14 protein-coding genes are annotated in these 13,834 nt (G+C 65.3%); 7 read left to right on the top strand and 7 right to left on the bottom strand.

The window, feature by feature from the left end:
* Positions 1 to 38: 38 nt before the first annotated feature.
* From BKX93_RS20750 to BKX93_RS20735, 4 genes are all read left to right on the top strand, one after another.
* Entirely contained in the window at positions 39 to 1,178 is a 1,140-nt protein-coding gene (locus tag BKX93_RS20750; protein ID WP_046157859.1) for an HD-GYP domain-containing protein, read from the top strand.
* 97 nt (positions 1,179 to 1,275) lie between these two features.
* Positions 1,276 to 2,736: an alkaline phosphatase gene (locus tag BKX93_RS20745; RefSeq protein ID WP_070981182.1), complete on the top strand. Its 1,461-nt coding sequence runs from the start codon at positions 1,276 to 1,278 to the stop codon at positions 2,734 to 2,736.
* A gap of 20 nt (positions 2,737 to 2,756) precedes the next feature.
* The gene (locus BKX93_RS20740) at positions 2,757 to 4,115 is read left to right on the top strand and encodes an alkaline phosphatase (RefSeq protein ID WP_070981180.1); all 1,359 of its coding nucleotides are present in this window, start codon (positions 2,757 to 2,759) and stop codon (positions 4,113 to 4,115) included.
* Positions 4,116 to 4,167: 52 nt separating this feature from the next.
* Complete coding sequence (locus BKX93_RS20735; protein ID WP_070981178.1) at positions 4,168 to 4,809, top strand: hypothetical protein; 642 nt, start codon at positions 4,168 to 4,170, stop codon at positions 4,807 to 4,809.
* Here the strand turns inward: BKX93_RS20735 and BKX93_RS20730 are convergent.
* A complete protein-coding gene (locus BKX93_RS20730; RefSeq protein ID WP_070981176.1) occupies positions 4,806 to 5,570 on the bottom strand; it encodes an AraC family transcriptional regulator in 765 nt (254 codons plus the stop codon). The two genes, BKX93_RS20735 and BKX93_RS20730, sit on opposite strands and share 4 nt — an antisense overlap.
* Positions 5,571 to 5,665: 95 nt before the next feature.
* Between BKX93_RS20730 and BKX93_RS20725 the strand changes: the two genes are divergently transcribed.
* Together BKX93_RS20725 and BKX93_RS20720 are read left to right on the top strand one after the other, a co-directional pair.
* Positions 5,666 to 6,790: a multidrug effflux MFS transporter gene (locus BKX93_RS20725; protein ID WP_070981175.1), complete on the top strand. Its 1,125-nt coding sequence runs from the start codon at positions 5,666 to 5,668 to the stop codon at positions 6,788 to 6,790.
* 203 nt (positions 6,791 to 6,993) lie between these two features.
* Entirely contained in the window at positions 6,994 to 7,254 is a 261-nt protein-coding gene (locus tag BKX93_RS20720) for a hypothetical protein (protein ID WP_070981174.1), read from the top strand.
* A gap of 122 nt (positions 7,255 to 7,376) precedes the next feature.
* Here BKX93_RS20720 and BKX93_RS20715 read toward each other — a convergent pair whose 3' ends face one another.
* Both BKX93_RS20715 and BKX93_RS20710 read right to left on the bottom strand, forming a co-directional pair.
* Positions 7,377 to 8,135: a YdcF family protein gene (locus BKX93_RS20715; protein WP_070981173.1), complete on the bottom strand. Its 759-nt coding sequence runs from the start codon at positions 8,133 to 8,135 to the stop codon at positions 7,377 to 7,379.
* Positions 8,136 to 8,188: 53 nt separating this feature from the next.
* Positions 8,189 to 8,959: a substrate-binding periplasmic protein gene (locus BKX93_RS20710; protein WP_021478330.1), complete on the bottom strand. Its 771-nt coding sequence runs from the start codon at positions 8,957 to 8,959 to the stop codon at positions 8,189 to 8,191.
* Positions 8,960 to 9,404: 445 nt separating this feature from the next.
* On the opposite strand from BKX93_RS20710, the gene BKX93_RS20705 reads away from it, so the two are divergent.
* On the top strand, positions 9,405 to 10,121 hold the full coding sequence (locus tag BKX93_RS20705; RefSeq protein WP_046168470.1) for a substrate-binding periplasmic protein: 717 nt from the start codon (positions 9,405 to 9,407) through the stop codon (positions 10,119 to 10,121).
* 182 nt (positions 10,122 to 10,303) lie between these two features.
* Here the strand turns inward: BKX93_RS20705 and BKX93_RS20700 are convergent, their stop codons facing one another.
* Genes BKX93_RS20700 through BKX93_RS20685 form a run of 4 tightly spaced genes read right to left on the bottom strand, consistent with a single transcriptional unit; the run spans position 10,304 to position 13,821 of the window.
* Complete coding sequence (locus tag BKX93_RS20700) at positions 10,304 to 11,014, bottom strand: ABC transporter ATP-binding protein (protein WP_046157867.1); 711 nt, start codon at positions 11,012 to 11,014, stop codon at positions 10,304 to 10,306.
* On the bottom strand, positions 11,011 to 11,781 hold the full coding sequence (locus BKX93_RS20695) for an ABC transporter ATP-binding protein (RefSeq protein ID WP_021478328.1): 771 nt from the start codon (positions 11,779 to 11,781) through the stop codon (positions 11,011 to 11,013). Before BKX93_RS20695 ends, BKX93_RS20700 begins: the two co-directional genes overlap by 4 nt.
* A gap of 2 nt (positions 11,782 to 11,783) precedes the next feature.
* Entirely contained in the window at positions 11,784 to 12,875 is a 1,092-nt protein-coding gene (locus BKX93_RS20690) for an ABC transporter permease subunit (protein ID WP_046157868.1), read from the bottom strand.
* Positions 12,876 to 12,891: 16 nt separating this feature from the next.
* Positions 12,892 to 13,821, bottom strand: coding sequence for a branched-chain amino acid ABC transporter permease (locus BKX93_RS20685; protein ID WP_046157869.1), 930 nt, complete (start codon positions 13,819 to 13,821; stop codon positions 12,892 to 12,894).
* Positions 13,822 to 13,834: the final 13 nt, after the last annotated feature.

Below are 13,834 nucleotides of genomic sequence, written 5' to 3'. Positions count from 1 at the left end.
TCATGCTGTGAATTTTCACGTCGCAAGCGACTATCGACATGACCGTTGACTCTGGCAAGAAACCGACCAAGGTTTCTTCATCGATGCTGTCCATCGGCAAGGAATTGCCGGTGGACGTCTATTCCAAGAGCGGTTTCCTGCTGCTCAAGCGGGGCCATTACGTGCTGACGCCGGAACAAAAGCAAAAACTGGTCAGCCTGGGCTTCGCCGAAGCCAAGGCCGATGCCAAGCCGGTAGAGAAGCCCAATCTCAACGACAATCACAAGCCATCGCTGTTCGAGGACATCGCCTTCCTGCAACAGCGCGTGCGCAGCGTGCTCCACCATGCGCTGGTCACCCGCAACTTCGAAGCCAAGGTGATGGAGATCGCCCAGTCGCTGATCCAGCTGGCCGAGAAATTTCCGGACGCGCTGATCGCTTCCATCTTCCTGGTGCCGTTTTCCGAATACAGCGTCGCCCACTCGCTGCACGCGGCGGCGCTGCTGTCCATCTTCACCCGCCACATCACGCTGCCGCCCAAGCACCGCGAGACGCTGATCTGCGCGGCGTTGACGATGAACATCTCTCAGGTGGAGCTGCAAAACGAGCTGTTCGGCCAGGCCTCCCGCCTCGACGACGACCAGCGCCGGGCGGTGCTCGACCACCCGATCATGAGCTCGGCCATCCTCAGGGAGGCAGGGGTGGAAGACCAGCTGTGGCACACGCTGGTGCAGACCCACCACGAGTCCTGGCAGGGCAACGGCTACCCCTTCGGCCTGTCCAGGGAACAGATCCTGCCCCCGGCGCACATGCTGCGCCTGGCCGACATCACCTGCGCCAAACTGCTGCCGCGCCGCTACCGATCGGCGCTGCTGCCGGCCACCGCGCTGGGGCAGATCTTCCAGCGCAAGGACAACGAATTCGATCAGGCCTTCATCACCATGCTGGTCAAGGAACTGGGCATCTACCCGCCCGGCAGCTTCGTGCGCATCGCCAGCGAGGAAATCTGCGTGGTGATCTCGGCCGGCGCCAAGCCCAGCGAGCCGCTGGTGGCGGCGATACGCCGCGCCGACGGCCCGCCCTTCGGAGAGCCGCTGCTGCGGGACACCAGCAAGCCGGCGCATAAGGTCACGGCGCCCTGCCATGCCGGCGAGGCCAAGGTGCGGGTGTCCTTCCTCGCCCATCTGTGGAAGAGCTGAATCCCTTCGTCATCCAATCTTAATATTTTGGTATTTTGGCAGAAATACCTTAAAAATATCATTTGTGCGCATTTTTACTAAAATAAGGTATTCCTTGATGCGCACTTTCACTCTCGGCGCCGGCCTGCTGGCCGCGCTGGCCCTTGCCGCCTGCAGCAGCGGAGGCGGCGGCAACGCCCCCCGCTCTCAGGACAACGCAGAAGCCCAGCCCCCGGCTGCGGCCGCCGCCAAAAACGTCATTTTCTTCCTCGGCGACGGCATGGGCATCGCCACCAGCACCGCCGCCCGGATCTACGCCGCCGGCGAGGACGGCCAGCTGACGATGGACACGCTGCCGGAGTCCGGCTTCGTCAAGACCTTCTCCAACGACGCCCAGGTCACCGACAGCGCGCCGTCGATGTCGGCCTACATGACCGGCGTCAAGATGAACAACGAAGTCATCTCGATGTCCACCGACACCGTGGCCAAATCGCCCACCGCCGATCTGACGTCCAACTGCGGCGCCGGCAACGGCAAGCCGGTATCCACGCTGCTGGAACTGGCCAAAGCCGGCAAGCGCGCCACCGGCGTGGTCACCACCACCCGCGTCACCCATGCCACCCCGGCCGCCACCTATTCCCACGTCTGCCACCGCGACGCCGAATCCGACATCGCCGCCCAACTGGTGCCGGGCGGCGCGCAATACAACGCCTCGCTGCAGGACGGCGTGGACGTGGTGTTCGGCGGCGGCCGCCAGTTCTTCCTGCCCAAGGCAGCCGGCGGCAAGCGCGCCGACGGCCGCGACCTGGTGGCGGAGCTGAAGGCCAAGGGCTACGGCTACGCCGCCGACAAAACCGCGCTCAGCGCCATCGATCCGGCCAAGACCCAGCGCGCCGTCGGCCTGTTCACCAGCAGCCACATGAGCTACGACCTGGACCGCGACCCGAACAAGGAGCCCAGCCTGGCCGAGATGACCACCAAGGCCATCAACCTGCTGGCGAACCGCAGCGACAAGCAAGGCATGTTCCTGATGGTGGAAGGCGGCCGCATCGACCACGCCCTGCACGAAACCACCGCCAAGAAGGCGCTGCAGGACACCGTGGCCTTCGACCAGGCCATCCAGGCCGCGATCAGCGCGATGCAGCAGAAAGACCCCGGTCTGAAGAACACGCTGATCGTCGTCACCGCCGACCACGACCACACCCTGGTGCTGAATGGCTATGCCAAACGCACCGGCAAGACCGCGCCGGGCAATCCGGGCGTGCTGGGTCTGGCCAAGGATTACGTCAGCGGCAAGAACCTGACCGACGCCGACGGCATGCCTTACTCCATCATCGGCTTCGGCAACGGCGAAAACCGCGTCGCCGGCGCCCGAAGCGCGGCGGCCGCGCTGACCGACGACGCCGTCTCGGCCAACGACTACCACCAGGAGGCGGCGATACGGATGCCGGCCGGCGGCGAGACCCATGGCGGCACTGATGTCTACATCGGCGCCATCGGCCAGGGCGCGGACAGCATCCACGGCTTCCTGGAAAACATCGAAGTGTTCGGTCTGGTCAAGAAGGCCGCCGGCCTGTAAGCGCATTGGAGAACAATAAAATGAAAACCGCGATGAAAACCCTGCTGGCCGCCGCCGTGCTGGCCGCGCTGCCCGCCATCCCCGCCCACGCCGCCGGCGTGGCCAAGAACGTGATCTTTTTTCTCGGCGACGGCATGGGGCCGGCCACCGTCACCGCTGCCCGCATCTACCAGTACGGCGAGAGCGGCAAGCTCAATATGGAGAAGCTTGGTCGCACCGCGCGCATCAAGACCTTCTCCAATGACGCGCAGACCACCGACAGCGCGCCGTCGATGTCGGCCTATATGACCGGCGTGAAGATGAACAACGAGGTGATCTCGATGTCGTCCGACACCCGCGCCATCGAGCCCAACAGCGACGGCACCGGCAACTGCGGCAGCAATAACGGCGCGCCGGCCGCCACGCTGCTGGAGCTGGCCAAGGCCAAGGGCAAAGCCATCGGCGCGGTCACCACCACCCGCGTCACCCACGCCACCCCGGCCGCCACCTACGCTCACGTTTGCCACCGCGACGCTGAATCCGACATCATCGCCCAGGCGGTGCCGGGCGGCGCCGGCTACAACGCCAAGCTGGGCAACGGCCTCGACGTGCTGATGGGCGGCGGCGGCAAATTCCTGCTGCCCAAGGCCAGCGGCGGCAAGCGCGGCGACGGCCGCAACCTGCTGCAGGAATTCGCCGCCAAGGGCTATCCGGTGCTGCAGACCGGCGCCGATCTGGCCGCCTTCGACGCCAAATCCGCCAGCCGCGTGGTGGGCATCTTCGGCAAGGACCACCTGGAATACGAGTTGGACCGCGTCAAGAACAAGGTGGACCAGCCCAGCCTGGCGCAGATGACCGCGGCGGCGATAGACGTGCTGTCCAAGAACGGCAACGGCTACGTGCTGATGGTGGAAGGCGGCCGCATCGACCACGCGCTGCACGGCACCAACGCCAAGCGCGCGCTGGTGGACGCCGTCGCCTTCGACGACGCGATCAAGACCGCATTGGCCAAGGTGGACCTGAACAACACGCTGGTGGTCGTCACCGCCGACCACGACCACACCATGACCATCAACGGCTATTCCAAGCGCGGCAACCCCATCCACGACATCGCGCGCGGCTACTCGGACGGCCAGCCGGCCAAGGACGCCGACGGCGCCGTCTACACTACGCTGGTCTTCGGCAACGGCCCCAACCGCAAGCCGACCCGCGTGTCGGTGGATTCGGCCGCCGCCACCGCCGACGACTACCAGCAGGAAACCGGCATCCGCCTGTCCAGCGAAACCCACGGCGGCGGCGACGTGATGCTGATGTCCGGCGGCGCCGGCAGCAAGGGCTTCAAGGGCGTGATGGACAACACCAAGGTGTTCGGCCTGGTGAAATCCGCGCTCGGCCTGTAATCCCCTCCCGCGCGCGGCCGCCCGGCCGCGCGCTTCGCTTTGAAAGATATCGATGAAATTCTTGTCTCTCGCCGCGCTGGCGCTCGCCGCCCAGCAGGCGCTCGCCGCCCCGCCCGATCTGCAAGCCGTCGTCCGCTACGAAACCATCAGCCAGGGCGCCGACGGCGTCGAGAAAACCATCCGCTACAGCGAACGGTGGGTGCGCCAGGACGGACATGCCTGGCGCGAACGTCTGAACGCCGGCGCGCCGCACCGCCACGACGACGACGGCCACCAGCACCTGGATTTCGCCGCCGCGCCGCGCCACGTCTGGCGCGACGCCAAGGGCGAGCTGAAAGTGGAATTCGTCCATGCGGCCAAGAAGGAAAGAATCGTCGTCGAGCCGCGCGAATGGCGCGACGCCGGCTTCGACGGCTCCTGGGAGCGAGCCAGCCAGCTGGTGGACATGGCCAAGATGCGCGGCTTCGCCAGGAAAACCGGCGGCGCGGACGCCGTGGTCTACAGCAAGGCCGGCAAGACCTTGCGCTGGAGCGAGCGCTGGCAGATGCCGCTGCAGGTGTCGCTGCGCTCGACCGACGGCCGCCAGCGCGAAACCATCACCGTGGAGCCGCTGCCGCTGCCGGCCGGTTTCGTCCCGCCCTGGCGGCGCAGCGCCGGCTGGCCGGCGCGCGACTACCTGGATACGCTGGATTAGGCTTGGGCGTAACGCGCCGGCGTCTCTCCGGTGTGTTGGCGGAAAAAGGCGATGAAGGCGCTGTCGCTGGCGAACTCCAGCCGCTGCGCCGTCTCGCCGGCGCTTGTCCCATCGGCCAGCAGCTCCATCGCCCGCAACAGGCGCCACTGCTGGCGCCAGGCCTGGTAGCTCATGCCGGTGTCGCGGATGAAGATGCGGCTGACGGTGCGCTCGCTGGCCCCCACCTGCTCCACCAGCTGGTTCAGCCGCGGCGGCAGCTCGCCGCGATGCACTCTGTCCAGCCAAGCCGCCAGCCTGGCGTCGGTGGGAAACGGCAGCCGCCAGTTCTCCCCCCGCGCCGCCTGCAATTCTTCGCCGAACACCGCCAGCAGGCCGGCCTGTTTTTCGACGGGCCAATCCCACGGCCAGAACGCCATCCGCTCTATCACCTCGCGCAATAATGGATTGACCTCCACCACCTGCAAGGGCGGCGCGGGAAACGGCAGCTCGGCGGCGAAATACAGCGAACGGTAGGCGACCACGCCGCGCATCAGCACCCGGTGCGCGGTGCCGGCCGGAATCCAGGCCGCTCGGCTGGGCGGCAGCAGGCACAGCGTGTCCGCCAGCTCAATGGTGATGCAGCCTGCGGCGGCGAACAACAGCTGGTGGCGGCGGTGGCAGTGGCGGCCGGAATCGTGCAGGCCCATGTCGGCGGCGATGCCTATCACCGGCGCGTCGAAACCGTCGGCGTCGAATTCCTGTTCGGCCAAAATCAAAGCCATATGTCCGATTTCAAATAGATAAAGTCCTTATCATTGTAATCAGACAATTTTCCTTTCTCTAGACTGGCGGCCGTCAAGAAAGAAAGGAAAAAGCAATGAAAACGACGACCCGTCCGGCGCTGTGGCTGCTGACGGCGCTGATCACGTTCCCGCAACTGGTGGAAACCATTTACAGCCCGGCGCTGACCGACATCGCCTCCGCCTTCGGCGTCAGCCAGACGCGCGCTTCGCAAACGCTGTCGGTCTACTTCCTGGCCTTCGCCGCCGGCGTCGCGCTGTGGGGCTGGCTCAGCGACGCGCTGGGCCGCCGTCCGGCGATGCTGTTGGGGCTGGCCTGCTACGGCGCCGGCTGCGCGCTGGCGCTGGCCGCCCCCGATTTCGACACCCTGCTGCTGGCGCGGATGATTTCCGCGCTCGGCGCGGCGGCCGGCTCGGTGGTGGTGCAGACTATGCTGCGCGACAGCTACGATTCGATCCGGCTGGCGCGCGTGTTCTCGCTGCTGGGGGCGGCGCTGGCCTTGAGCCCGGTGCTGGGCCTGGTCAGCGGCGGCTGGCTGGCAGGCCATTTCGGCCACCAAGGCGTGTTCGCCGCCCTGCTGCTGCTCGCCTTCGCGCTGTTGGCGCTGGCGGCGCTGCGGCTGCAGGAAACCCGCCCGCTCGAAACGGTCCGCCCCGACATGGCGCGGCTGGCCGGCCGGATGCTGCGCGACGCCGAGCTGTGGCGCAACGCGATGCTGGTGGCGTTGTTCAACGCGATGCTGTTCAGCTACTACAGCCTGGCGCCGTTTCTGTTCGAGCGCCAGGGCTGGAGTCCCAGCCAGTTCGGCTGGTCCGGCGCGGCGCTGGCCGCAGCCTCGCTGCTGGGCAGCCTGCTGAACCGCAGGCTGCTGGGAAGCGGACGGCAGCCGGCGCAGCTGGTGCGGGCCGCCTGCCGGCTGGCGCTGCTGTCCGGCCTGGCCGCCTGGCTGCTTGGAGATTCGGCATGGATACTGCTGCCCGTCACCGGCGTGGTGATCGCCTTCGGCATCGCCATTCCCAATGTGCTGAGCCAGGCGCTGCGCCATTACCGCGAACAGGCCGGCGCCGCCGGCGCCTTGTTCGGCCTCAGCTATTATCTGTTGCTGAGCGTGATGCTGGGCCTGGCCGGCCTGGCGCAAAACCTCGGCCTGGCGCTGAGCGTCTGCGCCGCCGCCACGCTGCTGTGCCGGTCGCCGAAGTAGCTCGAGCGCGCCCCGGCTGAAACGCAAGCCAGGCCTGAGCGCTGTCGCGTCCAGGATCCCGGGCGGAAAGCCCATATGCTCTCCGCCCGTTCATCGCGCCTATCGCCATTCCATCCCCAGCGCGGCGCATTCCGTCGCAATCCCGTATCGCGGCGCCAAGCCGCAACCTAAAGTCAGGCTACACACAGACACGGGAGAATCGCATGAACCGGCACAATCACTCGGAAGCGTTGGCAGACCTCAACGCCGCCTGCCACAAGATAGCCATCTACTGGCGGCTGTATGTTGATTGGCTGATGGAAGTCGGCTGGGGGCGGCTGGCGCTGCTATCCCTGCTCGCCCTCATCCTGTGCGGCCTGCTGATGCTGCCGGGGCTGGCGACACTGCTGATACTGGTTTCCATCTTCGTAAAGATCTTTGCCGGCCTGCGCCGCCCTTCACAGACGCTGCCAGACGAATCATAGGGATGTCCGAACTCGCTATCCTCCACCGCCCTGCATCGTTGTTGAGTTGAAATGGAAAAAGACTTGCCTCGCCAGGCAAGGCTCTTACATTTACGCCGGCGGCTCGCCATTGCCGGGAAAGCTCAGGCTCCCGGCCTCATGCGGTAGTAAAGCAAACCGATATATTCGCGCAGCAAGGCATGGCACTCTTCCATCGCCTTGCCGCTGGGAATGTAGCGCCGGTACCCCGGGCCTTCATAGCGGATGAAGCCAGTCGGGGCCGGCAGCACTTGCAGACCCTGCCGCTGGAAGAACGGCACCGCGCGCGCCAGATGCCAACCCTGGCTGACCAGCGCGACGCGCGTCGCGCCATCCGCTTTCAGCATCGCCGCCGACAAGCGCGCGTTGTCCAGCGTGGTGTCGGACTTATCCTCCACCCAGCGCGCGCGGATGCCGTAATCGTCGCGCAGCGCGCGCGCCATGACGTCCCCTTCGGGCTCGCCGCCCAACGGCGCGCCGCCGGTCGCCAGCACCGGCTTGCCGCTGTGCCGCGCAAGATAGGCGGCGTAGCGCAGCCGCGCCAGCGTGTCGCCGCTGGGCGCGTTGCCGCCGAATTCCGGCGCGGCCCGCTTGCCTCCGCCCAGCACCACGATGGCGTCCACCGCCGACAAATCGGCCGGGCGGATGGGCGGATAGCGCTCCACGCCCTGCGCCAGCCACACCGCCGTCTGCGGAATCGACAGCAGATAAGTCAGCGCCACGCCAAAAGCCAGCAGCAGCCGGCCGACATGCTGCCAGCGCCGGATCAGCATGGCGCCGGCGACGATGGGCAGCAGATTGAGAATCGGCGGCAGCAGCAAGGCCCCCAGCAGGCTGTGCCAAAAAACGGTCTGGCTGAACATGGTTTTCCCTTGTCGAAATCGAACGGCGTCCCGCGCCGCGGACGCGCCTTGCACTATTTTTCGCCGGTCAGCCCCGGCACAGGCTCGCCGGGCAGCCAACGGCGATAGATGGCGGCGAAGCTGCCGTCCCGCTTCATATCGTCCAGCGCCTGCTGCCAGGCCCTGACCACCGCATCGGAAGTCTTGGGCGAAAACGCGATATAGCCCGAAGTATGAATGAAGGTGTAAGCCTTGCGCACGTCGGCGGGTTGATAGCCCAGCTGCTTCAGCTGCGTGGGCATGGTGGTGTTCTCACTGGCGATGACGTCTGCCCGGCCATGCATCAGCATCGACACCATCTGATTGGGCGTGACGATGGCGTTCAGATTGGAAAACCCCTGCGCCGACAACATCAGCTGCAGATACCAGTCGCGCACCACCAGAATCTGGCCAAGCTTTCTGGCATCATCCAGCGAAACCAGCTTGAGCTTGCTGTCGCGCCGGACGAAGAAGCTACCGAGCGTGGTGGTGACCGGCCCCACCCACTTGAACAGACGCTCGCGCTCGGCGATCCGGTTGGTGTTGAACAGCGCCGTGTTTTCCTGGGTTTGCGCCAGCCGGTAGCCCCGCGCCCAGGGCATGACGGTAATGGGATCATGGCTGCCGACACGGCGCTGGATCTCCTGCACCACCTCGACCACCAGTCCGGCGGGCTTGCCGTTCTGGCTGAAAGTGAGCGGCGGATCATCCTCGGTCAGGATATCCAGCGCAGGCAATCCGCCAGCCTTCGCCGATAGCGCCAATACGGTGGACAGCGCGGCGAACAGCAGGCGGAAGCGGCTCATGGCGATCTGCGCGATAGAAGGGTATGTCTTGAATTTAGCGAAGGAAGGCTCTTTACTCAATCCGCAACGGATACGCGACTCGGGCCGCCAGCAAATATCAGCATTTCATCATGTGCGCGGCCGCCACACCCGAGCGAGGCCCATACCGCTGTCGCGGCCAGGGAATATCTATACAAACCCCGGCGCGCCGCGCCTGGCCATCCGCAACAAATCATGAGCTTGCCCTCGCATCCGCTTGGTTGCCGACAGCAAACCGGGCGACATGTCCGCCCGCAGCCGCGGGCCATCCAGATGCCAGGAGGATACCGCGCGCGCGTCCCAGGCGAGGCCGTCCGGCCCGGCGCGCGCGTCCAAGGTTTGTCGTTATACTCGAATCACGCAGACCAAGCCGCTTGCGCGGCGGCAACCATGGAGGGAGGCGATGGCCAGCTGGAAATACACGCTCATGCTTGTGGTTTCCCTATCCTTCCTCGCCGGCGCGGCGCGAAGCGCCGATGCCCTGGCGCTGGCCGCCTCCGAATATCCGCCCTATATGTCGTCGCAAATGGCAAACGGCGGCGTGGCGGTGGCCATCGTCCGCGAAGCTTTCCGCCGCGCCGGCTATTCAGCCAAAACCATTTACCTGCCTTGGGCCCGCGCAGTCAGCGAGGCGCGCGACGGCCATCTGGACGGCATCGTCGGACTGTGGACCACGCCGGAGCGGCAACGTGTCTTCCTGTTCTCCCAGGCCTTCCTCGACAACCACATCGGCTTCTTCAAGCGCCGCGACAACGACATCCGCTACCGTACGCTGGCCGACCTAAAGCCTTACACCATAGGCATTGTGCGCGGCTACGCCAATTCCGAGACCTTCGACGCCGCCCGGCTGAAAACCGACGAAACGTTGAGCGACGCCAGCAATCTGGCCAAGCTGGCCGCGCATCACATCGACCTGGCGCTGATAGACCGCGGCGTCGCCAATTACCTGCTGGACGGCGGTCTGGCCGCTCTCGCGCCCAAACTGGAGTGGCTGCCGCCCGCCGTCGTCGTCTACCCGATGCGCCTGGGCATCGCCAAGCGGCAGCCGCAGGCGGCAAAACGCATCCAGGACTTCAACCGCGGACTCGATGCGATGCGGCAGGACGGCACGCTGGACAAGATGCTGAAGCAGGCCAGAATCTGAAAGCCCGCCTGTGATCTTCACAATCAGGCAGGCGTGAAGGGCGGGACCGCATCGGATATGCATTTGCGTCTCGCAAGCCCGGCTCCGGCAGCCGCATGCAAGATCATGAGGCCGGACGGACGGCCGAAAACAAAATCCCCCGCGGGCAGAGCCGGCGGGGGATTTGGTGACTTAGGCGAAGCTCACTCGCCCAAGTAGGCGTTGCGCACGCGTTCGTCGTTGAGCAGCTCCTTGGCGTCGCCGCTCATGGTGATGCGGCCGCTTTCCATCACGTAGCCGCGCTGCGACACCTCCAGCGCCAGCTTGGCGTTCTGCTCCACCAGCAGCATGGTCACGCCCTGCTTGGACACCATCTGGATGATCTCGAAGATCTTCTCGACGATGATGGGCGCAAGGCCCATCGACGGCTCGTCCAGCAGCAGCAGCTTGGGCCTGGACAGCATCGCCCGCCCCATCGCCACCATCTGCTGCTCGCCGCCGGACAGGGTGCCGGCCAGTTGCAGGCGGCGCTCCTTCAGGCGCGGGAACAGTTCGTAAACGTGCTCGATCTCGCTCTGGATGGCGGCCTTGTCGTTGCGGTAGTAGGCGCCCATCTGCAGGTTTTCCTCCACCGTTAGCTTGGCGAACACGCCGCGGCCTTCCGGCACCATGGCCAGGCCGTGGCGGACGAAATCGTGCGACGGAATCGACGCCACGTCCTTGCCGTCGTAGACAATGCTGCCGCCGGACTTCTTCACCATGCCCACCAGCGTCTTCAGCGTGGTGGTCTTGCCGGCGCCGTTGGCGCCGATCAGCGTCACCAATTCGCCCTGGTCGATGTGAAAATCGACCCCCTTGACCGCCTGAATGCCGCCATAGGCCACTTGCAGGTTTTTGACTTCCAGAATGCTCATGCGTGGGCCGCTCCCAGGTAGGCTTCGATCACTTTCGGATTGCGGCGCACTTCTTCCGGCACGCCCTCGGCGATCTTCTTGCCGTAATCCAGCACCGCGATGCGGTCGCACAGACCCATCATCAGCTTGACGTCGTGCTCGATCAGCAGCACGGTGACGCCGCCGTCGCGGATCTTGCTCATTAAGGCCTTCAACTCTTCGGTCTCGCGCGGATTCATGCCGGCTGCCGGCTCGTCAAGCGCCAGCAGCTTGGGCTCGGTGGCCAGCGCGCGGGCGATCTCCAGACGGCGCTGGTGGCCGTAGGACAGGTTGCGGGCGCGCTCCTCGGCCACGTCGGCGATGCCCACGTACTCCAGCAGCTCCCAGGCCTTGGCCTCGATCGACCGCTCCTCGTCCATCGTGCCCTTGTCGCGCAGCACCGCGCCCAGCGCGCCCGCCTTGGAGCGTATGTGGCGGCCTACCATCACGTTCTCCAGCGCCGTCATCTCGGCGAACAGGCGAATGTTCTGGAAGGTGCGGGCGATGCCGGCGGCCACCACCACGTGCGGTTTCTGCTGGAACAGATCGTGGCCGTCGAAGGCGAACTTGCCTTCGTCCGGCACGTAAAGGCCGGTCAATACGTTGAACAAGGTGGTCTTGCCGGCGCCGTTCGGTCCGATCAGGCCGTAGATCTCGCCCTTGTTGATGGTCAGCCCGACGTCGCTCAGCGCATGCAGGCCGCCGAAGCGTTTATGAATGCCTTCGATTTTCAGCAAAACTTCAGCCATGATTAACCTTTCTGCGCAGCCGCTTCTTCTTTGGCGTGCTGGAATTCAGCCTTGCGGCGCTTGGAAGGCCACATCCCTTCCGGACGGACCAGCATCATCACCACCATCGCCAGACCAAACAGCAGCATGCGGGCATTCTCCGGATCGATCAGCATCCGGCCGAAGGTTTTCATCTGCAGCGGGCCGATCACGTCGCGCAGGATTTCCGGGGCGATGGTCAGCACCACCGCGCCCAGGATCACGCCCGGGATATGCCCCATGCCGCCCAGCACGATCATGGCCAGGATCATGATGGACTCCAGCAGGCTGAACGATTCCGGTGACACGAAGCCCTGGAAGGAGGCGAACAGGCCGCCGGCCACGCCGCCGGACAAGGCGCCCAGGCCGAAGGCCAGCAGCTTGATGTTGCGGATGTTGATGCCCATCGCCGCGGCGGCGATGTCGTCCTCGCGCAGCGCCACCCAAGCGCGGCCAATGCGGGAGTGCTGCAGGCGCCAGGCCATGATCACCACCAGCACGGTCAGCGCCAGAAACAGGTAGTAGTACAGGTAGACGTTGTGGAAGCTCAGGCCGAACAACTCGATGGTCTGGCCCAGCGACGCGCCGCCGATGTGGATCGGGTCGATCAGGTTGATGCCCTGCGGGCCGTTGGTGATGTTGATAGGCGAGTTCAGGTTGTTCATGAAGATGCGCACGATCTCGCCGAAACCCAGGGTCACGATGGCCAGGTAGTCGCCCTTCAGCTTCAGCACCGGCGTGCCCAGCAACACCCCGCCCAGCGAGGCGCAGGCGGCGCCCAAGGGGATGGTCAGGAAGAACAGCCAGTGGATGTCGAAGTGCGGCGAGCTCAGCAGCGCGTAGGTATACGCGCCGATCGCGTAGAAGGCGATGAAGCCCAGGTCCAGCAGGCCGGCGAAGCCCACCACGATGTTCAGGCCCAGCGCCAGCATCACGTACAGCAGCGCGAAGTCGATGATGCGCACCCAGGAATTGCCCAGCGTGCCGCCGACCAGGAAAGGCAGCACGGCGAGGAGGACGGCGCTGGCGGCGAATACCGCCATTTTCTTGCCGGTGCTCAGATGGTTCAGATCCATGTCTCTCTCCTCCGGATCAGGCGCGGTCGGCCATTTTTTCGCCCAGCAGGCCGGACGGACGGAAGATCAGCACCAGGATCAGCACCATGAAGGCGATGATGTCCTGATAGTTGGACCCCAGGAAACCGCCGGTCAGCGTGCCGATGTAGCCGGCGCCCAGGCTTTCGATGATGCCCAGCAGGATGCCGCCGGCCACCGCGCCGCCCAGGTTGCCGATGCCGCCCAGCACCGCGGCGGTGAACGCCTTCAGGCCAATCATGAAGCCCATGTAGTAGTGGGCCTGCTCGTAGTTGGTGGCCACCATCACGCCGGCGATCGCGCCCAGGCCGGAGCCGATGACGAAGGTGGCGGAAATGATGGTGTTGACGTTGACCCCCATCAGGCCGGCCACGGCCGGATTCTGGCTGGTGGCGCGCATCGCGCGGCCAAGCTTGGTCCTCTCCACCATCAGCAGCAGGCCGGCCATGATGGCCAGGCACAGCACGATGATCACGATCTGCAGCTTGGTGATGCTGGCGCCGAAGATGGTCACCACGTCATGGTCCAGAATCTGCGGGAAGGGGATGTAATTGCGGCCCCAGATCAGGATGGCGACCTGTTGCAGCACGATGGATACGCCGATGGCGGTGATCAGCGGCGCCAGGCGCTGCTTGCCCCGCAACGGGCGGTAGGCGATGCGCTCGATGGTGAAGCCGAGCAGCATGCAGGCCGGAATGGCAACCAGCAGGCCGATCAGCACCAGCGCCGGCCCCGGAAGGTTGATGCCCATGCCCATCAGGGTGGTGATGACGGTGATGGTGACCATGGCGCCGAACATCACCACCTCGCCGTGGGCGAAGTTGATCAGGCCCATGATGCCGTACACCATGGTGTAGCCCAGCGCGATCAGCGCATAGATGCTGCCCAGAACGAGGCCGTTCAGGATTTGCTGCAGAAAAATGTCCACGTTTGGAGATCTC

It is taken from the genome of Chromobacterium vaccinii (assembly GCF_001855275.1).
Classification (GTDB): Bacteria; Pseudomonadota; Gammaproteobacteria; order Burkholderiales; family Chromobacteriaceae; genus Chromobacterium; species Chromobacterium vaccinii.
This window is presented reverse-complemented; position numbering and strand designations above follow the sequence as displayed.